The organism is Microbacterium sp. CFBP9023, assembly GCF_034045055.1.
Taxonomy (GTDB): Bacteria; Actinomycetota; Actinomycetes; order Actinomycetales; family Microbacteriaceae; genus Microbacterium.
This window is the reverse complement of the sequence record NZ_JAXCWI010000001.1, coordinates 1-22,219: the sequence shown is the minus strand read 5'-3', so window position 1 is coordinate 22,219 and position 22,219 is coordinate 1. Positions and strand designations below refer to the sequence as shown.

General features: G+C 68.9%; 24 protein-coding genes. 11 read left to right on the top strand and 13 right to left on the bottom strand.

The genetic code is table 11. The features are described from left to right. The first annotated feature begins 60 nt into the window (after positions 1 to 60). Positions 61 to 1,584: a DEAD/DEAH box helicase gene (locus SOM10_RS00120; RefSeq protein ID WP_053095593.1), complete on the top strand. Its 1,524-nt coding sequence runs from the start codon at positions 61 to 63 to the stop codon at positions 1,582 to 1,584. A gap of 73 nt (positions 1,585 to 1,657) precedes the next feature. On the opposite strand, the gene SOM10_RS00115 is transcribed toward SOM10_RS00120, so the two are convergent. Next, positions 1,658 to 2,533 (bottom strand): PHP domain-containing protein, encoded by an 876-nt coding sequence (locus tag SOM10_RS00115; protein WP_187249398.1) that lies wholly within the window; start codon positions 2,531 to 2,533, stop codon positions 1,658 to 1,660. Positions 2,534 to 2,621: 88 nt separating this feature from the next. Between SOM10_RS00115 and SOM10_RS00110 the strand changes: the two genes are divergently transcribed. From SOM10_RS00110 to SOM10_RS00100, 3 genes are read left to right on the top strand one after another with little or no spacing between them, the layout of a single operon-like run. Next, a complete protein-coding gene (locus SOM10_RS00110) occupies positions 2,622 to 3,641 on the top strand; it encodes an endonuclease/exonuclease/phosphatase family protein (protein WP_320487904.1) in 1,020 nt (339 codons plus the stop codon). Between the two features lie 37 nt (positions 3,642 to 3,678). Next, complete coding sequence (locus SOM10_RS00105) at positions 3,679 to 5,100, top strand: aminopeptidase P family protein (RefSeq protein ID WP_230100661.1); 1,422 nt, start codon at positions 3,679 to 3,681, stop codon at positions 5,098 to 5,100. Between the two features lie 8 nt (positions 5,101 to 5,108). Then, positions 5,109 to 5,999, top strand: coding sequence for a phosphotransferase (locus SOM10_RS00100; protein ID WP_320487902.1), 891 nt, complete (start codon positions 5,109 to 5,111; stop codon positions 5,997 to 5,999). A gap of 4 nt (positions 6,000 to 6,003) precedes the next feature. Here SOM10_RS00100 and SOM10_RS00095 read toward each other — a convergent pair whose 3' ends face one another. From SOM10_RS00095 to SOM10_RS00080, 4 genes are read right to left on the bottom strand one after another with little or no spacing between them, the layout of a single operon-like run. Continuing rightward, positions 6,004 to 6,759 carry a metallophosphoesterase family protein gene (locus SOM10_RS00095; RefSeq protein ID WP_230100663.1) on the bottom strand — a complete coding sequence of 252 codons (756 nt, stop codon included), beginning with the start codon at positions 6,757 to 6,759 and terminating at the stop codon, positions 6,004 to 6,006. 12 nt (positions 6,760 to 6,771) lie between these two features. After that, on the bottom strand, positions 6,772 to 7,422 hold the full coding sequence (locus tag SOM10_RS00090; RefSeq protein ID WP_295100551.1) for an alpha/beta family hydrolase: 651 nt from the start codon (positions 7,420 to 7,422) through the stop codon (positions 6,772 to 6,774). Beyond that, positions 7,422 to 8,177, bottom strand: a complete 756-nt coding sequence (locus tag SOM10_RS00085; protein ID WP_320487897.1) for a DUF4870 domain-containing protein — start codon at positions 8,175 to 8,177, stop codon at positions 7,422 to 7,424. Before SOM10_RS00085 ends, SOM10_RS00090 begins: the two co-directional genes overlap by 1 nt. Next, positions 8,177 to 8,944, bottom strand: coding sequence for a general stress protein (locus tag SOM10_RS00080; protein ID WP_320487896.1), 768 nt, complete (start codon positions 8,942 to 8,944; stop codon positions 8,177 to 8,179). The genes SOM10_RS00085 and SOM10_RS00080 overlap by 1 nt, the downstream gene beginning before the upstream one ends. Before the next feature lie 101 nt (positions 8,945 to 9,045). On the opposite strand from SOM10_RS00080, the gene SOM10_RS00075 reads away from it, so the two are divergent. From SOM10_RS00075 to SOM10_RS00060, 4 genes are read left to right on the top strand one after another with little or no spacing between them, the layout of a single operon-like run. Then, on the top strand, positions 9,046 to 10,311 hold the full coding sequence (locus SOM10_RS00075; protein ID WP_053095585.1) for a magnesium transporter MgtE N-terminal domain-containing protein: 1,266 nt from the start codon (positions 9,046 to 9,048) through the stop codon (positions 10,309 to 10,311). Then, positions 10,311 to 10,856 carry a DUF1003 domain-containing protein gene (locus SOM10_RS00070; protein WP_053095584.1) on the top strand — a complete coding sequence of 182 codons (546 nt, stop codon included), beginning with the start codon at positions 10,311 to 10,313 and terminating at the stop codon, positions 10,854 to 10,856. Before SOM10_RS00075 ends, SOM10_RS00070 begins: the two co-directional genes overlap by 1 nt. Continuing rightward, complete coding sequence (locus SOM10_RS00065; RefSeq protein WP_320487893.1) at positions 10,853 to 11,971, top strand: Mrp/NBP35 family ATP-binding protein; 1,119 nt, start codon at positions 10,853 to 10,855, stop codon at positions 11,969 to 11,971. The genes SOM10_RS00070 and SOM10_RS00065 overlap by 4 nt, the downstream gene beginning before the upstream one ends. A gap of 8 nt (positions 11,972 to 11,979) precedes the next feature. After that, positions 11,980 to 12,453 carry a hypothetical protein gene (locus SOM10_RS00060; protein WP_082297768.1) on the top strand — a complete coding sequence of 158 codons (474 nt, stop codon included), beginning with the start codon at positions 11,980 to 11,982 and terminating at the stop codon, positions 12,451 to 12,453. A 37-nt stretch (positions 12,454 to 12,490) separates the two neighbouring features. On the opposite strand, the gene SOM10_RS00055 is transcribed toward SOM10_RS00060, so the two are convergent. Continuing rightward, a complete protein-coding gene (locus tag SOM10_RS00055) occupies positions 12,491 to 12,877 on the bottom strand; it encodes a twin-arginine translocase TatA/TatE family subunit (RefSeq protein ID WP_053095581.1) in 387 nt (128 codons plus the stop codon). Positions 12,878 to 12,966: 89 nt separating this feature from the next. Here SOM10_RS00055 and SOM10_RS00050 point away from each other — a divergent pair, with 89 nt between their 5' ends. Further along, a complete protein-coding gene (locus SOM10_RS00050) occupies positions 12,967 to 13,602 on the top strand; it encodes an O-methyltransferase (protein ID WP_053095580.1) in 636 nt (211 codons plus the stop codon). Between the two features lie 91 nt (positions 13,603 to 13,693). Here the strand turns inward: SOM10_RS00050 and SOM10_RS00045 are convergent, their stop codons facing one another. The 3 genes from SOM10_RS00045 to dapE all read right to left on the bottom strand — a co-directional run bounded on the left by SOM10_RS00045 (position 13,694) and on the right by dapE (position 16,236). Then, on the bottom strand, positions 13,694 to 13,867 hold the full coding sequence (locus tag SOM10_RS00045) for a DUF3117 domain-containing protein (RefSeq protein ID WP_067122349.1): 174 nt from the start codon (positions 13,865 to 13,867) through the stop codon (positions 13,694 to 13,696). Between the two features lie 96 nt (positions 13,868 to 13,963). After that, positions 13,964 to 15,181 carry a hypothetical protein gene (locus SOM10_RS00040; RefSeq protein WP_320487884.1) on the bottom strand — a complete coding sequence of 406 codons (1,218 nt, stop codon included), beginning with the start codon at positions 15,179 to 15,181 and terminating at the stop codon, positions 13,964 to 13,966. Further along, entirely contained in the window at positions 15,163 to 16,236 is a 1,074-nt protein-coding gene (dapE, locus tag SOM10_RS00035) for a succinyl-diaminopimelate desuccinylase (protein ID WP_056278082.1), read from the bottom strand. Before dapE ends, SOM10_RS00040 begins: the two co-directional genes overlap by 19 nt. A gap of 65 nt (positions 16,237 to 16,301) precedes the next feature. Here dapE and dapD point away from each other — a divergent pair, with 65 nt between their 5' ends. Together dapD and SOM10_RS00025 are read left to right on the top strand one after the other, a co-directional pair. After that, positions 16,302 to 17,255, top strand: coding sequence for a 2,3,4,5-tetrahydropyridine-2,6-dicarboxylate N-succinyltransferase (gene dapD / locus SOM10_RS00030; protein WP_056278079.1), 954 nt, complete (start codon positions 16,302 to 16,304; stop codon positions 17,253 to 17,255). A gap of 227 nt (positions 17,256 to 17,482) precedes the next feature. Beyond that, positions 17,483 to 18,883 (top strand): DEAD/DEAH box helicase, encoded by a 1,401-nt coding sequence (locus tag SOM10_RS00025; protein ID WP_320487879.1) that lies wholly within the window; start codon positions 17,483 to 17,485, stop codon positions 18,881 to 18,883. Between the two features lie 75 nt (positions 18,884 to 18,958). Here the strand turns inward: SOM10_RS00025 and SOM10_RS00020 are convergent, their stop codons facing one another. The 4 genes from SOM10_RS00020 to SOM10_RS00005 form a co-directional block, all read right to left on the bottom strand. Beyond that, the gene (locus SOM10_RS00020) at positions 18,959 to 19,429 is read right to left on the bottom strand and encodes an SRPBCC family protein (protein ID WP_053095575.1); all 471 of its coding nucleotides are present in this window, start codon (positions 19,427 to 19,429) and stop codon (positions 18,959 to 18,961) included. Positions 19,430 to 19,440: 11 nt separating this feature from the next. Next, entirely contained in the window at positions 19,441 to 20,760 is a 1,320-nt protein-coding gene (locus SOM10_RS00015) for a citrate synthase (RefSeq protein WP_150115050.1), read from the bottom strand. Between the two features lie 144 nt (positions 20,761 to 20,904). After that, entirely contained in the window at positions 20,905 to 22,017 is a 1,113-nt protein-coding gene (gene dapC, locus SOM10_RS00010) for a succinyldiaminopimelate transaminase (protein WP_320487876.1), read from the bottom strand. Positions 22,018 to 22,020: 3 nt separating this feature from the next. Beyond that, positions 22,021 to 22,219 (bottom strand): ferredoxin family protein (locus SOM10_RS00005; RefSeq protein WP_320487875.1); only part of this gene is annotated, 199 nt, incomplete at its 5' end.

The following is a 22,219-nucleotide window of genomic DNA, read 5'->3' as shown; positions in this document are numbered from 1 at the left end:
AGACGGCGTGGATCCGTGAACATGGCGATCCTCGCAGGTCGCCGGACAGGCATCTGAACATTGACAACCTTCGCTGATCTCGGAATCGATCAGGACATCATCGACGCTCTCGCCTCCAAGGGCATCGTCGACGCATTCCCGATCCAGGAGCAGACCATCCCCCTCGGCCTTCCGGGCCAGGACATCATCGGCCAGGCCAAGACCGGAACAGGCAAGACGTTCGGCTTCGGCATCCCCGTGGTGCAGCGGCTCGGCCTCGACCCCGAGCACGGCGTCAAGGCGCTCATCGTGGTGCCGACGCGCGAGCTCGCGGTGCAGGTGTACGAGGACATCGACCTGTTGACGAGCAACCGCTCCACCAGCGTCGTCGCGATCTACGGCGGCAAGGCATACGAGGGCCAGATCGACCAGCTCAAGGCGGGCGCCCAGATCGTCGTCGGCACGCCCGGTCGCCTGATCGACCTCGCCGGCCAGCGTCTGCTCGACCTCTCCAACGCGACCGAGGTCGTGCTCGACGAGGCCGACAAGATGCTCGACCTCGGATTCCTCGCGGACATCGAGAAGATCTTCCAGAAGGTCCCGGCCGTCCGTCACACCCAGCTGTTCTCCGCGACCATGCCCGGACCGATCGTCGCGCTGGCTCGTCGGTTCATGACGAACCCGATCCACATCCGCGCGACCGACCCCGACGAGGGTCTCACGCAGGCGAACATCAAGCACCTGGTGTACCGCGCCCACTCGCTCGACAAGGACGAGATCATCGCCCGCATCCTCCAGGCGGAGGGTCGCGGCAAGACGGTGATCTTCACCCGTACCAAGCGCGCCGCGCAGCGCCTCGTCGACGAGCTCAGCGACCGCGGCTTCAACGTCGGCGGCGTGCATGGCGACATGGGACAGGACCAGCGCGAGCGGTCGATGGCCGCGTTCAAGGCCGGCAAGCGCGACGTCCTCGTCGCGACCGATGTCGCCGCCCGCGGCATCGACGTCGACGATGTCACGCACGTCATCAACCACACCATCCCCGACGAGGACAAGACGTACCTGCACCGCGCCGGTCGCACCGGCCGTGCGGGCAAGACCGGCATCGCCGTGACCTTCGTCGACTGGGAGGACCTGCACAAGTGGGCGCTGATCAACCGCGCCCTCGAATTCGGGCAGCCCGACCCGGTCGAGACCTACTCCTCGAGCCCGCACCTGTTCAGTGACCTCGACATCCCCGCAGGTACCAAGGGCCGTCTCGTCTCGGCTCCCAAGACCCAGTCGGTGAAGACCGAGCGCGCACCGCGCCCCGAGCGTGCGGCCGATGCCGCGGCCGAGGGCACGGATGAGGGCGGCACCCGCCGTCGTCGGCGTCGTCGGGGCGGCTCGACCCCGGTGGGCTCGACGTTCGCCGAGGGCGCTGCCGACGCATCACCCGGAGACTCTCAGTCCTCGCCGTCAGCGGACCGCGGCGCCGAGGGCGCCGGCACCCACGACGGCGCAGGCAAGGAGCACCACGACGGCAAGCCGGCCCCGGCCCGTCGTCGCCGTCGTCGCCGCGGGGGTTCGGGCGGCGCGGGAGCGGCTCCGGTCGTCGGAGCCTGATCGACTCCACCTCAGGGACTCACAGAGGGGCGGATGCTGCAGCTGCGGCACCCGCCCCTCTGCCGTCCCGGCGTCACGCGTAGCGGGGCGCGGAGCCGGTCGCGCGCTCGATCAGTCGCTCCACCATCTCGTCGGATGTGGTGTTCTCGCCCGGCAGATTGGGTTTCCCGGTGCCGTGATAGTCGCTCGAGCCGGTGACGATGAGATCGTGCTTCGCGGCGATCGCGTGCAGCGTCTTCCGGCCTGCCGCGGTGTTCTCCCGATGATCGATCTCGAAACCGCCCAGGCCTGCGGCGATGAGCTGCTCGATGAACGGCACCGGCATCATGTGGTCGCGGCCGATCGTGGCAGGGTGCGCGATGATCGCCACCCCTCCGGCCTCGGTGATCAGACGCACTGCCGTGAGCGGGTCGGGCGCGTAGTGCGGCTCGTAGTAACCCTCTCTGGGGTGCAGAATCCCGTCGAACGCCTCGGTGCGGTCGCGCACGATTCCGCGGGCCACAAGGGCATCGGCGATGTGCGGACGGCCGACCGTCGCGTCGAGAGTGGTCTGGGCGAGGACATCGTCCCAGTCGAGGTCGTAGTCACGACCGATGCTGCGGACGATCCGCTCGGCACGACCGATCCGGTCGCCTCTGATGCGATCGGTCTCGGATCCGAGCGCCTCGTCGAGCGGATCGAAGAGGTAGCCCAGCACGTGCACACTGCGCCACTCGTGTTTCGCGGAGAGTTCCATGCCGGGGATGAACGTCATCCCGAGCTCGGCCGTCGCCGCCGCCGCCTCGTCCCACCCCGTCGTGCGATCGTGATCGGTCAGCGCCATCGTGCGCACCCCGAACCGGTGTGCCTGGCGCACGACATCGCCGGGCGACTCCGTTCCGTCCGAGTGGTTCGAGTGCATGTGCAGGTCGGACGGACCGGCGAAACGGCGGGATCGAGCGGTGGCCATGCTCCGAGCGTACCGACGACCGTGGACGTCGGCCGCGCACGCCTGTCGCTCTAGGGACTTCACAGAGAGGACTTCTAGGCTGAAGAGGATGTTTCGACTACTGGGGATCCTCGTCACCGTGCTGCTCGCGATCGCGACGGCCGTCGTCGTCTGGCCGCAGTTCTTCCATCTCGAGCAGACCTATCCGTTCGCGCAGATCGTCGCCGCCCGCGGCGTGGTCCTGGCGGCATTCCTCCTCGTCGCGGCCGTTTCGCTGCTGCTCCTGTTCGCGAAGCCGTTGCGCGGCTTCGCGGCATCCGTGCTGATCGTCGCCCTGCTCGGCGCCGGTGCGACGGGAGTCATCGGCTTCATGCGCGGGTTCGGCGCAGACACGCTCCCCGCCGCCACCGATTCGAGCATCCGGGTGCTCACCTGGAACACGGCCGGCGACGAGGTGTCCGCCGAGGAGATCGCGCGGGAGATCCTCGAGCGTGGCGCTGACGTCGTCGCATTGCCCGAGACCACCGAAGAGGTGGGCGAGCAGATCGCCGTGCTGCTGCGCGATCAGGATCACCCCATGTGGGTGCACCATGTGCAGTTCAAGCCCGACGTCGTCGACGGCCCCAAGTCCTGGCACACGACCGTCCTCGTCTCCCCCGACCTCGGCGAGTACTCCGTGATCGAGTCGTCCGAGGACGGCTCCAACAACACCGGCTCGGTGCCCAGCGCGGTGCTGATGCCGGTCGATGGCGAGGGTCCGACGATCGTCGCGGTGCACGCCGTCGCGCCCCGGATGGAGGACATGGCGCAGTGGCAGAGCGACCTGCGCTGGATCGCCGACCAGTGCCCCGAGGGGAACTTCATCCTCGCGGGCGACTTCAACGCCACGATCGACCACATGGCGGGGCTCGGCGTCGACGGCGGCGACATGGGGTACTGCCGCGACGGTGCGACCCGCTCCGGCAACGGATTCAGCGGCACATGGCCGAGCTCGCTGCCGGCGCTGCTGAGCACCCCGATCGACCACGTCATGGCGTCGCCGAGCTGGTCCACGACGGGTTCCGTCGTGATCGGCGGCTCGGGAAGCGACCACCGCGGTCTCGTGGTGCAGCTCGAACCCGCAGGCTGACATGCCGTGGCCGTCGCTCAGGTGACAGACTGGAGGGATGAGCACCGCTGAGCGCGACACGATCGCAGAGCCCACGACCGAGACTCCCGCCGAGACGACCACCACGAATCGGAAGCAGCCCTTCCCCCGCGGATTCCTCGACACGATCTCGACCGGATGGGCGGAGCGCCCCGAGTCGATCCCCGCGCCGCGAGCGCAGGCGCCGTTCGCCGCCGTGCGTCGCGCCGCCCTGTCCGCTGCCTTCCCCGGCAAGCGACTCGTCATCCCTGCCGGTTCGCTCAAGCAGCGCAGCAACGACACCGACTACCCGTACCGTGCGCATTCGGCCTTCGCACACCTCACGGGATGGGCTTCGGATGCCGAGCCCGACTCGATCCTCGTGTTCGAGCCGGCCGAGTCCGGCCACGATGTGACGCTGTACTTCCGGGAGCGCGCCGATCGCACCACCACGGAGTTCTATGCGGACGCCACGGTCGGTGAATTCTGGATCGGCCCTCGCCCGTCTCTCGCCGGCGTCGCGGCAGACCTCGACATCGCGACCGACCACCTCGAGAGGTTCTCGGCCGCCGAGGGAGAGCTCGTGCTCGACGAGGACGACGACCTCACCCGCTTCGTCTCGGAGCTGCGGCTCGTGAAGGACGAGTACGAGATCGCCGAGATGCGCCGAGCGGTGGACATCACCGCGCAGGGATTCGAGGACGTCATCCGTTCGCTTCCCGACGCGATCGCTCATGCTCGCGGCGAGCGCGTCGTCGAGGGCGTCTTCCACCGCCGCGCGCGCGAGGACGGCAACGGCGAGGGCTACGACACGATCGCCGCATCGGGTCCCCATGCCTGCTACCTGCACTGGACCCGCAACGACGGCACGGTCGTGCCGGGAGACCTCATCCTCGTCGACGCGGGCGTCGAAGCGGACAGCCTGTACACCGCGGACATCACCCGCACGCTCCCCGTCTCCGGAACCTTCACCGAGGTGCAGCGCCGGGTGTACGAGACGGTGCGCGAGGCCGCTGATGCCGCGTTCGCCGCGGCTCGCATCGGGGTGCGCTTCCGCGAGGTCCACGAGGCGGCCATGCGCGTCATCGCCGCGCGCGTCGCCGAGTGGGGAATGCTCCCCGTGAGCGCGCAGGAGGCGCTGGACGGCGACACCGGCGGGCAGCACCGCCGCTACATGGTGCACGGCACGTCGCACCACCTCGGCATCGACGTCCATGACTGCGCGCAGGCCCGGCGGGAGATGTACTACGACGGCATCCTCGCCCCGGGAATGGTCTTCACGATCGAACCCGGCCTCTACTTCCAGATCGACGACCTCACCGTTCCCGAGGAGTACCGGGGTATCGGTGTGCGAATCGAGGACGACATCCTGATGACCGAGGACGGCCCGGTGAACCTCTCGGCGGACATCCCGCGCACGGCGGACGAGGTCGAAGCCTGGATCGCACGAGTCCAGCACTGACCTCACGGATGCACGAGGGCGAGCTCGCACTCACGGACGATCGCGCTGCGCGGCTGATCGCGCAGACGTTCCCCGAGCTCGCCCATCTGCCGATCGAGCGCGTCCGCTCGACGGGCACGGTGAACACGATCTTCCGGATCGGCGACGACCTCGCGGCACGGTTCCCCTTCGTCGCAGAATCGCGCGATGTCCTCGGCGCCGAGGCCGCGGCGATGGCTGAGCTCGCCGACGTCTGCGGCGTGCCGGCGACGCGGCCTGTCGGACTCGCCGCGGCGACCGAGGAGCATCCTTCTGCCTGGTCGATCCAGACCTGGTTGGCGGGTGTCGCCGCGACCCCCGCCGGCCACGCATCGTCGGAGTCGCTCGTCTCGGACGTCTCCGGGCTGATCGCTGCGCTGCGGTCGACCGAGACCCGCGGACGGAAGTTCGACGGGCGCGGCCGCGGTGGTGTTCTCCGTGACCACGACGAGTGGGTCGCGCTCTGCATCGAGCGCAGCGCTCGCCGGATCGATCCTGATAGCGTGGATCGACTCTGGAGCTCGCTGCGCGACGCGCCCCGCGAGGGTGCGGACGTCATGAGCCACCGGGACCTCACGCCGTTCAACCTGCTGGTGGCCGACGATCGTCTCGTCGGTGTCCTCGACGGCGGGGGCTTCGGCCCTGCCGACCCTGCGCTCGATCTCGTCGCCGCGTGGCATCTGTTCGACGCTCGGGGGCGATCCGTCGTGCGTGACCGTCTGCGCGTCTCCGACAGCGAGTGGCGGCGAGGAGCAGCCTGGGCGCTGCAGCAGGCGATGGGCCTCGTCTGGTACTACGAGTCCTCGAACCCCGCCATGAGCGGTCTGGGACGGTCGACGATGAGGCGTCTGCTCGACGATCCGGACCTCGCGAACCTCTGAGCGATCATGGCGTCGCCGTCTGCGATGCCTGCCGCCCTCGATATACGGCGGTGCGGAGCTCGACGGCCCAGACATCGGCGGTCGGCATGTCGAGCGATTCGGCGACGGCGATCTCGGCCTCGACGTCGTAGGGCACGCGCACGAACTGGATCCCGAAGGGATCGTCCGCCGACTGTCCTCCTTCGAGGATCACGTAGGACGGAACGGGTGTGTCGAGCGGGTTCCCGACGCTTCCGACGTTGAACAGCGTACGTCCGTCGTTCGATTCGATGTAGGCGTCGTGGATGTCGGCGTAGCCCACCACATCGGGCAGCGGGCCGTCGCCGGTCATCTCCGTCGCCTCGAACATCGCGGAGAACTGCTCGGGCGTGTGGGCGAAGTGCACGCGGACGTGCGGGCTCTGCGCCGACGCGTGGAACAGGCGGATCCGATGACCGCTGAGGACCAGATCGACACTCAGCGGAAGCGACCGGAGCCACGCCCTGCTCGGCGCCGACAGCTCATCCCGCCACCACAGCATCTCGGACGGCCCGTCGTCGGGGATGGTCGGCAGGAAGTCGTCCCAGTTGCCGCGGACGTTCACCTCGCACACGTCGCGGCAGCGCCGCACGGCGTCCTCGCCTCGTGGCCCCTTGCCCGCCGTGTCTCCGAGGTTGACGATGCGGGCGATGCCCCGGCGATGGATGTCGGCGAGCACCGCCTCGAGAGCGGTCAGGTTTCCGTGGACATCGGAGATCAGGGCGACGCGTTCGAGACTCACCCTGCCATGCTGTCAGGGCCGGACGAACTCCGCGACGATCGGCGCGAGCGACGCACCGATGTCGGATGCCGCACGCTTGCGCCCCTTCACCTCGAAGGTGTGACCGCCACCCTCGATCCAGACGACGCGGGCGTCCTGACACGTGGAGACGACGTCATCGAACTGTGTCAGAGGTTGGATGAAGGGGTCGTTCGTGCCCTCGATGAACAGCTGCGGCGCAGCGACCGCCGGCAGGTGCTCAGCTCTCGGCTTCTCCGGTCTGCCCGGAGCGTGCAGCGGGTAGCCGAGGTAGACGAGACCGTCGACCGCCAGTCCCTCGGCCACGGCCATCGATGCCATGCGTCCGCCGTAGGACTTGCCTGTGGCCCAGATGGCGGCCTCCGCGTCGAGATCGCGCGCGAACGCCACCGCCGCGTTCCACGTCGCGATCGCGTGCGCCGCAGGCCCCGGCATCCTGCGCCCCTGCTCCACGTAGGGGAAGTTGAACCGCAGGGTGGAGAATCCCCGGTCCGAGAGCGCATCCGAGAATCCCACGAGGAATGGATGGTCCTTGCCCGCACCGGCGCCGTGGGCGATCAGGACTGTCGCGCCGTTGTCTCCGGGCGCCCAGTCGGCAGAGACCGTCGTCACCCCGGAGGGCAGCTCGACAGGGATCTCGATCATCAGGCCCGCAGGTACGGGATGGCGAACGGCACGCGCATGACCTTGCCGCTCGACGCACGCACCATGCCCACGATCACGAGCACGACGTGCAGCACCGAGAGCGCGAAATAGAGCGTGATGGGGATGCCGAGCGGGTAGAAGCCGGTGGTCGGCGAATCGGAGGTCAGCGCGAAGAGCAGCACGAAGTGCGTGACCAGGAGCACCGTGGAGACCAGAAGGTACGTCAGCCCCCAGTTCAGCGCAGCGCGAGCGTTCTCACGCGCGACCCCGCCGTATCGACGGGACGCCCCGCCGCTCACGGCCATGGCGAGTCCGGACGCGAGTCCGCCGACGAACGGGAACGGGATGAGGATCAGCAGGCCCAGTGCCCACGGAAGCAGACCCCGCGGGGGGACGGCCGCAGGGTAGGCGCCGACGGGGTACCCCTGTACGGGGTAGGCCGGCGGCGCGTAGCCCGGTGCCGATTGCTGCGGCGCGTAGCCCGGCGCCTGAGGCGGCGCATACCCCGGGGCCTGCGGCGGTGCGTACCCGGAGCCCTGCGGCGGTGCGTACGCGGAGCCCTGGGGCGGTGCGTAGCCGTGCGACTGCTGCGGGGCTGAGCCGGGCGCCGGCGGCGGGGCGTACGGGTTCAGCGGACGGGCCGGCGCCGCGGGCTGCTGCCCGTCAGGGAAGGGCGGAACGGGAGGCACGGGCGGCGGTGCGGGCTGCGCCGATCGCTCGGACGGGGTCGACGGATCGCGGGGTGCGTCTGACATCAGGCGGGCTCCGCAGACTTCGGAGGAACCCCCGCGCCACCGGTCCCGGGCGCCGCGGGAGACGGCGGCTCCGGATCCGCGGGCCTCGGCGGGACGGCCGGCTCTGCAGGCGGAGTCTCACCGCCGCCCAGCGGCGGTGTCGGCTCGCTGCCGGGAGTCGGATCGGCTTCGGGCGTCGGCTCTTCGGGCGTCGGCTGTGTCGTGGTCGTCGGCTGTCCGGCCGGTTCGTGCGCGCCGGGGGTGATGCGCTCGCCGTACCGCGGCGGCTCGTCGAGGTTCACCGGTGCCCGCGCCGGTGCCGGCGTGGCCGCACCCAGGGCGAGACGGGCCTTCGCGAGCGAAGCGGCCTGGACGCGGACCTCGTAGTGATCGGCCGCGAACTGCGTGACGCTCGCGAAGTCGCGGCGTCGCCGCACGATCGCATACGTGACGAGGCTCAGAAGCATCCCGAGTGCGACGCCGATGAAGACGAATCCGACGAACAGCTGGATCGGAACCTCCGGGTTGCCGATCACGAGGATCGCAGAGAGGAAGAGACCGATGAGCACGCCGTTGATCGCTCCCGATCGGGCGGCTGCTGCATAGCCCAGACGCCCGGTGATGCGCTCGACCGTCCGCACGCTCTGTCCGATGATCGCGATGTCCCGGGCGGGCACCTCCTGGGCGATCAGTTTCGACACCGTCTTCTGGGCGCCTTCGTAATCGCGTGTGGAGGCGACGATCTCGCCCTCATCGCGGCTGTCGGCTGGACGGTTCAGCATGCTCATCCCGCCATTGTTCCATGCCTTGTGGTGACAGGGCCGGGAGTGTGTCGTGCAGCGGTGCCGCCGGGGGCCACCCCTGCGACACCGGCGACTACGCTGGACGAGTGAGCACACAACGGGTATTCGCCGCGCGCCTTGCTGGCTGCGCCGTCTTCGACCCCGTGGGCGACCGGCTCGGCAAAGTCCGTGATGTCGTCATCGTGTACCGAAGTACGGGTGCTCCCCGCGTCATCGGCCTCGTCGTCGAGATCCCCGGGCGCAGACAGGTCTTCCTCTCCATCGGACGGGTGACGTCGATCCGCGCGGGCCAGGTGATCAGCACCGGTCTCATCAATGTGCGCCGATTCTCACCGCGCGCCGGCGAGGTGCGCGTTCTCGCCGAGCTCCTCGGGCGTCGGGTGAGCCTCGTCGACGGCAGCGGCACCGCCGTGATCGAAGACGTCGCCATCGAGCCGAACCGCATCGGGGAATGGGCGATCAGTCAGCTCTTCCTGCGTCGACCGAAGACCAGCGCCTCTCCGTTCGCGAAGGGACCGACCACGTTCGCAGCCTGGAGCGAGGTCGCCGAGCAGCACTCCCCCGGCGAGTCCCAATCGGCCGAGCAGCTCGTCGCGTCGTACTCGGAGCTCCACGCAGCCGACCTCGCGAACACCCTGCTCGACCTCCCCCAGCAGCGCATGATCGAGGTCGCCGAGGAGCTCTCGGACGACCGCCTGGCCGATGCCCTGGAGGAGATGCCCGAAGACGAGCAGGTGCATATCCTCGATCGACTCGGCGACGAGCGCGCCGCCGACATCCTCGACCAGATGGAACCGGACGACGCCGCGGACCTCCTCGCGCAGCTTCCGCCGAATCGTCTCGAGCAGCTGCTCGAGCTGATGGAGCCCGAAGAGGCCGAGGACGTCAGGATGCTGCTCCGTTACGGCCCCGACACGGCCGGTGGACTCATGACGCCCGAGCCGATCATCCTGTCGGCCGACGCGACGGTGGCCGAGGCGCTCGCCCTCATCCGGCGCCACGAGCTGCACCCCGCCCTTGCAGCCGCGGTCTTCGTGACCCTGCCGCCGTTCGAGACGCCGACCGGTCGGCTGCTCGGCATGGTGCACTTCCAGCGGATGCTGCGCTACCCGCCGCACGAACGTCTCGGGGCCATCATGGACGACAGCCTCGAGCCGGTGCGGGTCACCGCGTCCGCCGCTGAGGTCGCCAGGATGCTGGCGAGCTACGACCTCGTCTCGCTCCCCGTGATCGATGCCGCCCACCGACTGGTCGGCGCGATCAGCATCGACGACGTCCTCGACTACCTCCTGCCCGATGACTGGCGCACGCACGACAGCGACGAGCCGACGGTCTCCAAGGAGGTGCGCTGATGCCCCGCTCCCGCTCGCGCTCGCCTCGGCTCGACGCACCCCTGGGCCGCGGCACCTCCCGCCAGCGCTCGACGTCTCGTGATCGCTTCGGCCGTTTCACCGAGTGGGTCGCCCGCGCCATGGGCACCCCCGCGTTCCTGCTGATCCTCACTCTGTTCTGTGTGCTCTGGATCTGCTGGAACACACTGCTGCCCGACCACCTGCGCTTCGATGACGCGGCGCTCGGTTTCACCGCCCTCACCCTCATGCTCTCGCTGCAGGCGTCGTACGCGGCCCCTCTGATCCTTCTCGCGCAGAACCGCCAGGACGACCGTGACCGGGTGCAGATCGAACAGGATCGTCAGCGGGCCGAGCGCAACCTCGCCGACACCGAGTACCTCGCCCGTGAGATCGTCGCGCTGCGGATGTCGCTCGAGGAGCGCAACAACCAGGTCGTGACCCGCGATGTGCTGCGGCAGGAGCTCAAGTCGCTGCTCGCCGAGCTCGGAGACCATGACGACGAGCCGGTCGAGCGACGCCCCCGCGGCCGCGCCGCATCATCATGAGCACCGCTGATTCCGTGCGGGCGGCCGTAGCCGCGGTCACAGATCCCGAGCTGCGACGCCCCATCGGCGATCTCGACATGGTCAGGGAGATCGACGTCGACGGTCCGCGCGCGCACGTCGCGATCGTCCTCACGATCGTCGGCTGCCCGGCTGCCGCCCGCATCGAATCGGACGTCCGCGCGGCCGCCGCCTCCGTGCCGGGGATCACCGAGGTGGACGTCGAGGTCGGTGTCATGACGCCCACCGAGCGCAAGGCGCTCACCGAGAAGCTGCGCGACGGCCGGCCGCCGCGCCAGATGCCCTTCGGCCCGGACTCGCTCACGCGGGTGATCCTCGTCTCCAGCGGCAAGGGCGGGGTCGGCAAGTCCACGGTGACGGCGAACCTCGCGGTCGCACTCGCCGCGCAGGGTCTCGCAGTCGGTCTCGTCGACGCCGATGTGCACGGCTTCTCGATCCCCGGGCTCCTCGGCATCCCCGCGGGGACACAGCCCACGCGCATCGACGACCTGATGCTCCCGCCCGTCGCCCACGGAGTGAAGACGATCTCCATCGGCATGTTCCTGCGCGACGGCGAGGCCGTGGTGGCCTGGCGCGGTCCGATGCTGCACCGCACAGTGCAGCAGTTCCTGACGGACGTGTTCTTCGGCGACCTCGACATCCTGCTGATCGACATGCCCCCCGGCACCGGCGACATCGCGATCTCGATCGGGCAGCTGTTGCCGCACGCCGAGGTGCTCGTCGTGACGACCCCGCAGGCGGCCGCATCCGACGTGGCGATCCGCAGCGGGCTGGTGGCGCGTCAGACCGGTCAGCGGGTGATCGGCGTGGTCGAGAACATGGGCGCGCTCACCCTGCCGGACGGCAGCGTGATAGACCTGTTCGGCTCGGGCGGAGGTGCGGCCGTCGCAGAGGCGCTGTCCGAGACGCAGTCCGTTCCGCTGCTGGCGTCGATCCCGCTCAGCCCCGCGCTGCGCTCCGGAGGCGACGACGGTGTGCCGGTCGTCCTGAGCGACGGCGCCGATGCGGCGGCGACGGCGATCCGTGATCTGGCCCGCACTCTCGCCGGACAGGGGCGCGGACTCGCCGGCCGGTCGCTTCCCATGAATGTCGGATAGGCCCGACCATGACTGTCACCGTCGATGAGCGGTTGCTTCGGGGAATGGCTCGAGATGCGGCGGTCTACGCGCTCACTCGTCCTGCGGCGATCGTGATGTGGATCGCCCTCGCTGCAGCGCTCGCGCTGAGCATCCTGAATCTGAGCGCGACCGGAGGCAACCCGGGGCTGTCGGGTCTGCTCCCCGTCGCGAGCATCGGTCTGATGGTCTATGCCGTCGTGATGACGATCGTCGGAGCACGGCGTGCCGTGCATTCGGCGACCCCGCCAGGCACCGTCGTCTGGGTGCGACTGGGCGACACTGCCCTGCACATCGGCGCGGGGCATCGCTCGTCCGACATCGACTACAGCACCTTCCAGAGCGTGCGAGCAGGCGCTGACGCGGTACTGCTCAAGCTGCGTGGCGCGTCGGCGATCACCGCCATCCCCCGGTCACTGGTGACGGACGACGACCTCGCCACGCTGCGCGCGCGCATCGGCTGAGCCTTCGCAGCGGAGCTCCGCCGGGCGGAGACTCGGGCTATGTCGCTTCGGAATCGTACGGCGGAGGACTCGCGACCGAGAACTCCGGTCGCACCCTCGCCGTCCGCACCGGTTTCACCGTCGGCTCCGCAACGACTGCCTCCGCACGGGCGGGACCGGGCGCAGCGTCGTCTTCGAAGAGCGCGTCGCGGATGATGCGCCGGGGGTCGTACTGCCGTGGATCGAGTTTGCGCCAGTCGACGTCGTCGATCTCGGGACCCATCTCGTCGCGGACACGCGATTTGGTGTCGCGGAGGAACTCGCCGGCGCGCCGAGCGAGCTTGGCGACGCTCTCGGCGTAGCGGGGCAGCCGCTCCGGTCCGATGAGAAGCACAGCGATCAGACCGATGAGCAGCAGCTTCTCGAAGGTGATCCCGAACTGCATCTGTCCAGGCTACCGCCGCGCCTGCCGTTGTGCCGCGCACCGAGCGCATACCCTGGGAGAACACATATCTCAGTCGGGAGAATCAGGCAATGAGCGAGAACGATGCGAATGCACGTTTCATCCGCGAGTCCATCGCGGAGCCGTCGCCGATCGCCCGCGCGCGTGCGCACGCCATCGAACTCGGCGCGTCGCCGATCAGCGCGGCCGTCGGCTCGCAGATCGCCGTGCTGGCCGCCGCGACCGGTGCCAGATCGATCGTCGAGATCGGCACGGGCGCCGGAGTCTCGGGGCTCTGGCTGCTGCGCGGCGCGCCGCAGGCGGTGCTGACCTCGATCGACAACGAGCCCGAGCACCTCGCCGCCGCCCGTCAGGCCTTCTCCGACGCACGCGTCCCCGCGACGAAGGCGCGTTTCATCACAGGTCGCGCGGCTGACGTGCTGCCCCGCATGAACGAGGCGTCATACGACATCGTGCTGGTCGATGCCGACCCCGAGAACGTCATCGACTACGTCGAGCACGGCCTGCGGCTGGTGCGTCGAGGCGGAATGGTTCTCGTCCCCCGCATTCTCGGAGGCGGCCGTGTCGCCGATCCGGTGCAGCGCGACGAGGTGACCTCCGCCTACCGCTCGCTCGTGCAGGAGACTCAGGAGTCATCAGCCGTGCTCGCGACCGTCTCTGCCTCCGGCGAGGGGCTGCTGCAGCTGATCAGCGTCGGCGAGAGCTGAGCCGAACACCGTCGTGAACGGACGGAAGAGGGCGACGGATCATCGATCCGTCGCCCTCTTCGTGAATCCGCGTGCGCGAATTCGAGTTCGATCAGGCGGGCGTCACGACGGCTGCCAGCACGTCGTGAAGCTCCTTCGCCTCTGCGTCGTTCACGGAGACGACCAAACGGCCGCCGCCTTCGAGCGGGACGCGCACGATGATGAGTCGCCCTTCTTTCACGGCCTCCATGGGTCCGTCTCCGGTCCTCGGCTTCATCGCTGCCATCGTGGGCTCCTTTTCCTCCGGTGGTATGCGATCAGTTTATCGGGTGTTACCGGAACCTGGATGTCCCCTATGAAGAAATGCATCAAGCCTTAACATTCACGGCACCTGCCAGAAGGTGTTCCCCAGGGCGTAGATGTGGAATATCCACAGCCACTGCCCCAACAGGCAGACGGCCAGGACCCCGAGCCGCCAGACGCGCGAGCGCGGCACCGCGAGTGCTCCCCAGATCGGGCTCAAGGGCAGCAGCAGCCGGAAGGTGCTCGACTGGGGGAAGAACACCGCGAGCAGGTAGAGGAGGTAACTCGCGCTCCACAGCCGCAGGTCGGGACCCAGCGCACGCACCTGCGGCACGTAGAGCAGGGCGGCACCCACTGCCACCACCAGGAGCGCGACGGCGACCGGCCCCCACGAGCCGGGGAGTCCCCACTGACCGAACCAGAACTGGGATGCCTGGACCCACCCTTCGAAAGGCACGAACCCGTCCACACCCCCCACGAGCCAGTTGCGACGCCAGGAGAGCTCGGTCGCCAGGTACGCACCGGGATCGCCGGTCACGACACCGGCGATGACCTGCCACGAGAAGCCCGCGACCGTGGCGAGTGCGCCGAGCGCCACGATGTGCATGATCTCCCGCGGGGCGAGCGGATCATCCCTGCGATGCCACCAGCGGAGGATGCCGTGCAGACCCAGGTACAGCGCGAACGCGAGAATCCCCGGTCTGGTGAACGCCATCACGGGGATGAGGAGATACAGCCATGCGTAGTTCCGTCGCACCGTGGCATCGAGAGCCAGGAAGAGCAGCAGCAGGAACAGGGTCTCGGCGTACCCCACCTGGAACATCGCCGCGATCGGTCCGGAGGCGAAGAACACCACCGCCCACATCGCCGCACGCGCGCCGATCCGATCGCGCAGCAATCGGTGCAGCGCGAGACAGGCGAGGTAGCCGGCCACGAATGACAGCAGGAAGGCGCCCATCCCCCACGACCCGAACACGAAGCCGATCGCCTTGGCGGCGAAGGCGAACACCGGCATGAACGCCCAGGCGTTCTCAGCGACGTCACCCGATTCGGTGAGCGGCAGATCCGAGGGGTATCCCTCTTCGGCGACGAGCCAGTACCACTGCGCATCCCACCCGACGATGAAATCGGCGAGGCCCGGTTCTGCGCCGAACCTCGACAGCGATGTCGACTGCGTCGCCGCCGCGATCATCATCGCGGTCGTCACCGCGCGAGCGGCGAGGTAGATCAGGGCCACGCGCAGCGCCAGTGGCGCTGCGGCCCACCGGCGGGTCGCGGTCAGCGCGAGCTGAGCCATGCGCGCAGTCCTCGCTCGACGGCGTCGATCTGCGCGAGCGGCACGCGCTCCTCGTCATGGTGCGCGAGGTGCGGGTCGCCCGGTCCGTAGTTCACGGCGGGGATGCCGAGGGCGGAGAACCGAGCGACATCGGTCCAGCCGTACTTCGGGCGAGGCTCGGCGCCGACGGCGGCCACGAAGTCTTGGGCGATCGGCGCGTCGAGGCCCGGCCGCGCGCCTTCTGCGGCGTCCGTGATCTCCACGTCGAAGCCGGCGAGGAGGTTGCGGATGTGCGCTTCTGCATCTGCTGCCGACTTGCTCGGAGCGAACCGGTAGTTCACCTCGACCTCGCAGGCATCGGGGATCACGTTGCCTGCGACCCCGCCTGTGATGCGCACGGCGCTCATGCTCTCCCGATACAGGAGTCCGTCGACCGCGATCTCTCGTGCACGGTACTCGGCCAGGCGCGCGAGGATCGGGGCTGCCCGATGGATGGCGTTCTCACCGATCCACGCACGTGCCGCGTGCGCACGCACGCCGGTGGTGCGCACGATCGCGCGCATCGTGCCGTTGCAGCCACCCTCGACCTCGCCGTTGGACGGCTCGCCGAGGATCGCGAAGTCGGCCTGGAAGAGATCCGGCCGCACCGCGGCGAGGAGCGCCAGCCCGTTCTTCGAGGCCTCCACCTCTTCGTTGTCGTACCACATCCAGGTGATGTCGACCGAGGGCTCGGTGAGCTCGGCGGCGAGCTTCAGCTGCACAGCGGTGCCGCTCTTCATGTCGACGGTTCCCCGGCCCCAGATGTACTCGACGCCGTCGATCTCGACGTCCTTCGTCGGCACGTTGCCGTTGATCGGCACGGTGTCGATGTGTCCGGCGATCGCGACCCGCTGCGCTCGCCCGAGATCGGTGCGCGCGACGATCGTGTTGCCGTGTCGGATCACCTCGAGATGGGGATACGCGGAGATCGCCTGCTCGATGGCATCCGCAAGCGCCTTCTCGTCACCCGACACGCTCGGGATGTCGCAGATCGCACGGGTCAGGTCGACGGAGGACGCGGTCAGATCGAGCATCATGCCCCCAGCCTACTTACCCCGACATCTGGACCATCCCTCGTCGCCGGTAGCGATACCGTGGAGGTATGACTGAGGCGCGCACCGTGTGGGGTACTGGACTGTCGACGATCGCCGGTGACGGCACCGTACTGGATGCCTGGTTCCCCGAGGTGACGGCCGTCGAGCCCGGTGCTGACGACGCGGGCACCGCGCTCGCGGCGCTCGAGGAGTTCACCGGTCCGGACGAACGTCGCAACGTCTCGGTGCAGACGGTACAGCTGCAGATCGATCTCGATGCGGCGCCGGCCTCGACCGCTGACGCCTATCTGCGGCTGCACACACTGTCGCACCTCCTGGTGCGACCGAACGAACTCAACCTCGACGGCATCTTCGCGCATCTGCCGAACGTGGCGTGGACGAATGCCGGCCCCATGCACCCCGTGGATGCCGCGCGGCTTCGACCCGTGCTCCAGCGCTCAGGGATCCAGGTTCAGGGGCTCGACAAGTTCCCCCGGCTCACCGACTACGTGCAGCCTGCCGGTGTGCGCATCGCAGATGCGTCGCGCGTCCGCCTGGGCGCGCACCTCTCCCCCGGCACGACCGTCATGCACGAGGGCTTCGTGAACTTCAACGCAGGCACCCTCGGTGCGTCGATGGTCGAAGGACGTATCTCCCAGGGCGTCGTGGTGGGCGACGGCAGCGACATCGGCGGCGGCTCGTCGATCATGGGCACGCTCTCGGGCGGCGGCGCACACCGCGTCTCCATCGGGGCACGCACGCTGCTGGGAGCCAACGCGGGCATCGGCATCTCGCTCGGCGATGACTGCGTCGTCGAGGCCGGACTGTACGTGACGGCCGGCACGAAGGTCGTGCTGGTCGACGGCCCGGCGACGCCTGACGGCGGCAGGAAGACCGCCAAGGGTTCCGAGCTGTCCGGACGCGACGGACTGCTGTTCCGCCGCAACTCGCTGAGCGGCGCGGTCGAAGCCGTGCAGCGCGCCGGCGTCGGTGTGACCCTCAACGACGCACTCCACGCCTGATCGCACGACTCGCTGAGAGCGGGCCGTCTCAGCCTTCTCCGGGACTGCCGTGATAGTGTCGCGGTGACGCCACTCGCACTGCGAGACGTCTGCGTCGTCGACACGCTCCCGCGCCACTTGCCTGGTTCTGGCCATTTCGAACGGCGAAACGATGCGCGATCCCGCGCCGTCGCCCACCTTCCGCACCCGGCCCCTCGGCTCGTGCGTGCATTTCTCGGAGATACTTCATGACTTCCTTCCTCGATCTCGGCGTGCCCGCCGACCTCGCCGCCGTCCTCGCGAAGGACGGCAAGACCGAGGCGTTCGCGATTCAGCGCGACACGCTTCCCGACTCGCTCGGCGGACGCGACCTCCTCGGCCGCGGCCGCACCGGCAGCGGCAAGACGATCGCCTTCGCGCTCCCCCTCGTCGCCCGCCTCGCCGCCTCGTCGCGCAAGAGCCGCCCCGGGCACCCCCGAGGACTCGTCCTCGCTCCGACCCGTGAGCTCGCGACCCAGATCGCCGCGACCATCGCGCCCCTCGCCGAGGCGAAGGGCCTGCGCGTCACCACCGTGTTCGGCGGCGTCAGCCAGCGTCCCCAGGAACAGGCCATGCGCAACGGCGTCGACATCGTCGTCGCGTGCCCCGGCCGTCTCGAAGACCTGATGAAGCAGCGGGTCGTGCAGCTCGACTCCGTCGAGGTGACTGTGCTCGACGAGGCCGATCACATGGCCGACCTCGGCTTCCTGCCGGGTGTCACCCGCATCCTCACCGCCACGCCCGCCGGCGGACAGCGCCTGCTGTTCAGCGCCACGCTGGACCGCGGCATCGACACCCTCGCCCGCCGGTTCCTCTCGAACGCCGTGAGCCACGAGGTGGACGAGGAGAGCGTGCCCGTCGGCGAGATGACGCACCGCGTGCTCGTCGTCGATTCCACCGACAACAAGACCACTCTCGTGCGCGAGCTCGCCTCGGGCACCGGTCGCCGCATCCTCTTCACCCGCACGAAGCACCAGGCGAAGAAGCTCGCGAAGCAGCTGACCGCGGCGGGCATCCCCGCTGTCGATCTGCACGGAAACCTCTCGCAGAACGCGCGTGAGCGCAACCTCGGCGCCTTCTCGTCAGATCCCGCCGACGGAGGCGTGCGCGTCCTCGTCGCGACCGACGTCGCCGCCCGTGGCGTGCACGTCGACAACGTCGACCTCGTCGTCCACGTCGACCCGCCCATGGAGCACAAGGCATACCTGCACCGCTCCGGCCGCACCGCCCGTGCGGGAGCCGCGGGAACCGTCGTCACGGTGGTCCTCCCCGAGCAGCGTCGTGATGTGAAGGACCTCCTGCGCAAGGCGTCGATCACCGCCGCGCTCGAGCCCGTCACGTCGAACGCCGTCACCGAGCTCGTCCCCGAGCGTGCGCCGCACGTGCGTCCGGCTCCGGTTCAGCCCCAGCAGCAGCAGCGTCAGTCGTCGAAGCAGCGCCCCGCCGGTGGCGAGCGCAATTCAGCGGCCAACCCGCCGTCGCGCCGCAGCCGTCGTCCGCGCTCGGGCCAGGGCGGCCAGGGCGTCACGGCCGGCAGCCGTCAGGGTGGCCAGGGCGGATCCCGCTCCGGCGGCCAGGGCGGCCGTGGTCGCGGTTCGCAGGGCCGCTGACCCGAGAGACATACAGGCGGGTGCGCCGACGCTCAGCGTCGGGGCACCCGCCTTCTTCGTCCCGCCTGCGCGAGGTCAGCCGCGAACGGCGGCCAGCACCTGCGGATCTGAGCACCCTCGGGCGAAACCGGCGATGCGCCGACGGATCTCGAACCCGAGCACCCGCGCGCCGATCCACTCGGCGATCGGCGCGAGCCAGGTCGGCTGACACGAGAAGTTGTACTTCCAGACGGCGAGCGTGCCCTCAGGCACCTCGGTGAACCGCCAGCCTCCGCCGAGCTTCGTGAAGAACCACGGCCCGGTCTCCATGACCATCCCGACGTTCCTCGGCGGGGCGTAGGACACATACCGGCTCACCATCGACAAGCCGAAGCGCTGCCTGGTGAACGTCCGCACATCCTTGGCCGCGACATCGGCGCCATCGAGGAAGTGCTGCTCACTGATGAACGGATCCCACCGGCGTCGGATCGCACCCGTCGTCTGTGAGACGGCGAAGGCCGTCGCCGGATCCACCGGCACGACGGCCTCCGCGCTCACGACAGGCATCGCGAGTCGATTCAGCGGGTCTGGAAGGTGCGCTCGGGAGATCCTGTGTAGAGCTGCTGCGGGCGACCGATCTTGGTCTGCGGGTCGAGCTGCAGCTCGCGCCACTGTGCGAGCCAACCGGGCAGACGGCCGATCGCGAACAGCACGGTGAACATGCGCGTCGGGAAGCCCATCGCCTTGTAGATCACGCCGGTGTAGAAGTCGACGTTCGGGTAGAGACGACGCTCCTTGAAGTAATCGTCGGCGAGAGCCAGCTCCTCGAGCTCCTGAGCGAGGTCGAGCAGCGGATCCGTGACGCCGAGCTCGGCGAGCACCTCGCCCGCCGCCTCCTTGACGAGCTTGGCGCGCGGGTCGTAGTTCTTGTAGACCCGGTGCCCGAAGCCCATCAGCTTCACGCCCTCTTCCTTGTTCTTCACCCGCTCGACGAAGCGCGAGACGCTCTGACCGGAATCGCGGATCTGCCCGAGCATGGTGAGCACGGCTTCGTTCGCACCGCCGTGCAGCGGGCCGGAGAGAGCCTGGATGCCGGCGGAGATCGAGGCGAACTGGTTCGCGCCCGTCGAGCCGACGAGACGCACAGTCGAGGTCGACGCGTTCTGCTCGTGGTCCTCGTGCAGGATCAGCAGCAGCTCGAGGGCCTTCGACATCACGGGGTTGACCTGATACTCCTCGGAATGCACGCCGAAGTTGAGCTTCAGGAAGTTCTCGACGAAGCCGAGCGAGTTGTCGGGGTACAGGAACGCCTGGCCGATGCTCTTCTTGTGTGCATACGCCGCGATGACCGGCAGCTTGGCCAGCATCCGGATCATGTTCAGCTCGACGTGCTCGGGGTTGTGCGGGTCGGTCTGACCCTCGTAGTAGGTCGAGAGGGCTGCGACGGCAGACGACAGCACCGACATGGGGTGCGCGGTGTGCGGAAGCGCCGAGAAGAAGCGCTTGAGGTCTTCATGCAGCAGTGTGTGCCGACGGATCTTCTCGTCGAACTCGGCGAGCTCGGCGGCGGAGGGAAGCTCGCCGTAGATGAGGAGCCAGGCGACCTCGAGGTAGCTCGTCGAACCGGCAAGCTGCTCGATCGGATACCCGCGGTAGCGCAGGATGCCCTTGTCTCCGTCGATGAACGTGATCGCGGACTTCGTCGACGCCGTGTTGACGAACCCGTAGTCGAGTCCCGTGTAACCCGTCTGTCGCGTCAGCGTCGAGAAGTCGATGCTGTCGTTGCCGGCCGTGCCGCGCACGAGTGGGAATTCAGCGGTCGTCTCGCCGATCGTCAGCTTCGCCGTCGCCTGCTGCTCTGCCGCTGCGCTCACGCGGGCCTCCTCATGGATCTTCATCAAGTCGGATGTGGCGATGTCACGGCGCTGTGCACCAGGTCAGTTCGAGATCGTCGATACACGACCGAATCGCCTTTACAGCCTAGTAGGCACACAGGCCTACTGTGACAACCGACAAAAGAACCACTGATCTGAGGCCAGAACCTACACGGCCTGTGCGTGCAGACGCCGCGCGCCCTCAGCGATCCTGTCGGAGGGAGCCGTCAGAGCCAGCCGCACGTGCTGGGTCGAGAACTCACCGTAGAACGGACCGGGACCCGCCAGGATGCCGAGATCGGCGAGCCGCTCGATGCTCGCCCAGGCGTCCTGCCCCTCCGTCGCCCACAGGTAGAGCCCGGCCTCCGAGCCGTCGATCCGGAACCCCGCCGCCTCGAGCGCAGGCCGCAGCATGTCGCGTCGCGCTCGGTAGAGCGCCTTCTGAGCGGCGACGTGCTCGTCATCGCCCAGCGCCACTGCCATGGCGTGCTGCACCGGCTCTGGCGGCATCAGGCCCAGGTGCTTGCGGGCGGTGAGCAGTTCGCCGACGATGCGCGCACACCCTGCGACGAATGCCGCACGATAGCCGGCGAGATTCGACTGCTTGCTGAGCGAGTAGACGCTGAGCAGATTCGCCCTGCTGCCACCGGTCACGCGAGGATCGAGGATCGACGGAATCGGCTCAGTCGCCCATCGACCGTCCCAGCCGAGCTCGGCGTAGCACTCGTCGCTCGCGAGCACGGCTCCCAGCTCTCGAGCCCGCTCGACCGCAGCAGCCAGTTCCTCCACGCTCCAGGTACGGCCGTCCGGATTTCCGGGCGTGTTGATCCAGATGAGCTTGGTGCCGTCAGGCCACTCCGTCGGATCGTCGGACGGCAGCGGGGTCGCTCCCACGACGCGAGCACCCACCTCATAGGTCGGGTAGGCGATTCGGGGATGCACCACGATGTCGCCCTCCCCCAGGCCCAGAAGGGTCGGCAGCAGAGCGACCAGCTCCTTCGAGCCGATGGTGGGCAGGACGTTGTCGACGGCCAGGTCGCTCACTCCCCTGCGCCGCGCGTACCACTCGACGATCGCCTCACGAAGGGCGGGAGTGCCGACGGTCTGAGGGTAGGCGTGCGCATCGGTCGCCTCCGACAGCGCCCGGCGGATCAGCTCGGGCGTCGGGTCGACGGGCGAACCGACCGACAGGTCGACGATTCCGTCCGGATGACGCGCGGCGCGTTCGCGGTAGGGAACGACCGCATCCCACGGGTAGTCGGCGAGATCGCGAACACTCACGGACTACTCGCCCTGCGGCGGGAGAGCGGCGATGATCGGGTGATCGTGTGCGATGACGCCGACCTTGGCCGCACCGCCCGGGGAGCCCACCTCGTCGAAGAACTCGACGTTGGCCTTGTAGTAGTCCTGCCACTCGTCGGGCAGGTCGTCTTCGTAGTAGATCGCCTCGACGGGGCAGACGGGTTCGCACGCGCCGCAGTCG

What these genes read in the sequence shown, in the direction of transcription:
- SOM10_RS00060 (WP_082297768.1), top strand. Translation starts at nt 11,980, where the DNA reads ATGACTGTCACCGTCGATGAGCGGTTGCTTCGGGGAATGGCTCGAGAT.
- SOM10_RS00100 (WP_320487902.1), top strand. Translation starts at nt 5,109, where the DNA reads ATGCACGAGGGCGAGCTCGCACTCACGGACGATCGCGCTGCGCGGCTG.
- SOM10_RS00105 (WP_230100661.1), top strand. Translation starts at nt 3,679, where the DNA reads ATGAGCACCGCTGAGCGCGACACGATCGCAGAGCCCACGACCGAGACT.
- SOM10_RS00040 (WP_320487884.1), bottom strand. Translation starts at nt 15,181, where the DNA reads ATGGCTCAGCTCGCGCTGACCGCGACCCGCCGGTGGGCCGCAGCGCCA.
- SOM10_RS00055 (WP_053095581.1), bottom strand. Translation starts at nt 12,877, where the DNA reads ATGCAGTTCGGGATCACCTTCGAGAAGCTGCTGCTCATCGGTCTGATC.
- SOM10_RS00090 (WP_295100551.1), bottom strand. Translation starts at nt 7,422, where the DNA reads ATGATCGAGATCCCTGTCGAGCTGCCCTCCGGGGTGACGACGGTCTCT.
- SOM10_RS00070 (WP_053095584.1), top strand. Translation starts at nt 10,311, where the DNA reads ATGCCCCGCTCCCGCTCGCGCTCGCCTCGGCTCGACGCACCCCTGGGC.
- dapD (WP_056278079.1), top strand. Translation starts at nt 16,302, where the DNA reads ATGACTGAGGCGCGCACCGTGTGGGGTACTGGACTGTCGACGATCGCC.
- SOM10_RS00025 (WP_320487879.1), top strand. Translation starts at nt 17,483, where the DNA reads ATGACTTCCTTCCTCGATCTCGGCGTGCCCGCCGACCTCGCCGCCGTC.
- SOM10_RS00085 (WP_320487897.1), bottom strand. Translation starts at nt 8,177, where the DNA reads ATGTCAGACGCACCCCGCGATCCGTCGACCCCGTCCGAGCGATCGGCG.
- SOM10_RS00110 (WP_320487904.1), top strand. Translation starts at nt 2,622, where the DNA reads ATGTTTCGACTACTGGGGATCCTCGTCACCGTGCTGCTCGCGATCGCG.
- SOM10_RS00050 (WP_053095580.1), top strand. Translation starts at nt 12,967, where the DNA reads ATGAGCGAGAACGATGCGAATGCACGTTTCATCCGCGAGTCCATCGCG.
- SOM10_RS00020 (WP_053095575.1), bottom strand. Translation starts at nt 19,429, where the DNA reads ATGCCTGTCGTGAGCGCGGAGGCCGTCGTGCCGGTGGATCCGGCGACG.
- SOM10_RS00115 (WP_187249398.1), bottom strand. Translation starts at nt 2,533, where the DNA reads ATGGCCACCGCTCGATCCCGCCGTTTCGCCGGTCCGTCCGACCTGCAC.
- SOM10_RS00065 (WP_320487893.1), top strand. Translation starts at nt 10,853, where the DNA reads ATGAGCACCGCTGATTCCGTGCGGGCGGCCGTAGCCGCGGTCACAGAT.
- SOM10_RS00015 (WP_150115050.1), bottom strand. Translation starts at nt 20,760, where the DNA reads ATGAAGATCCATGAGGAGGCCCGCGTGAGCGCAGCGGCAGAGCAGCAG.
- dapE (WP_056278082.1), bottom strand. Translation starts at nt 16,236, where the DNA reads ATGATGCTCGATCTGACCGCGTCCTCCGTCGACCTGACCCGTGCGATC.
- SOM10_RS00080 (WP_320487896.1), bottom strand. Translation starts at nt 8,944, where the DNA reads ATGAGCATGCTGAACCGTCCAGCCGACAGCCGCGATGAGGGCGAGATC.
- SOM10_RS00045 (WP_067122349.1), bottom strand. Translation starts at nt 13,867, where the DNA reads ATGGCAGCGATGAAGCCGAGGACCGGAGACGGACCCATGGAGGCCGTG.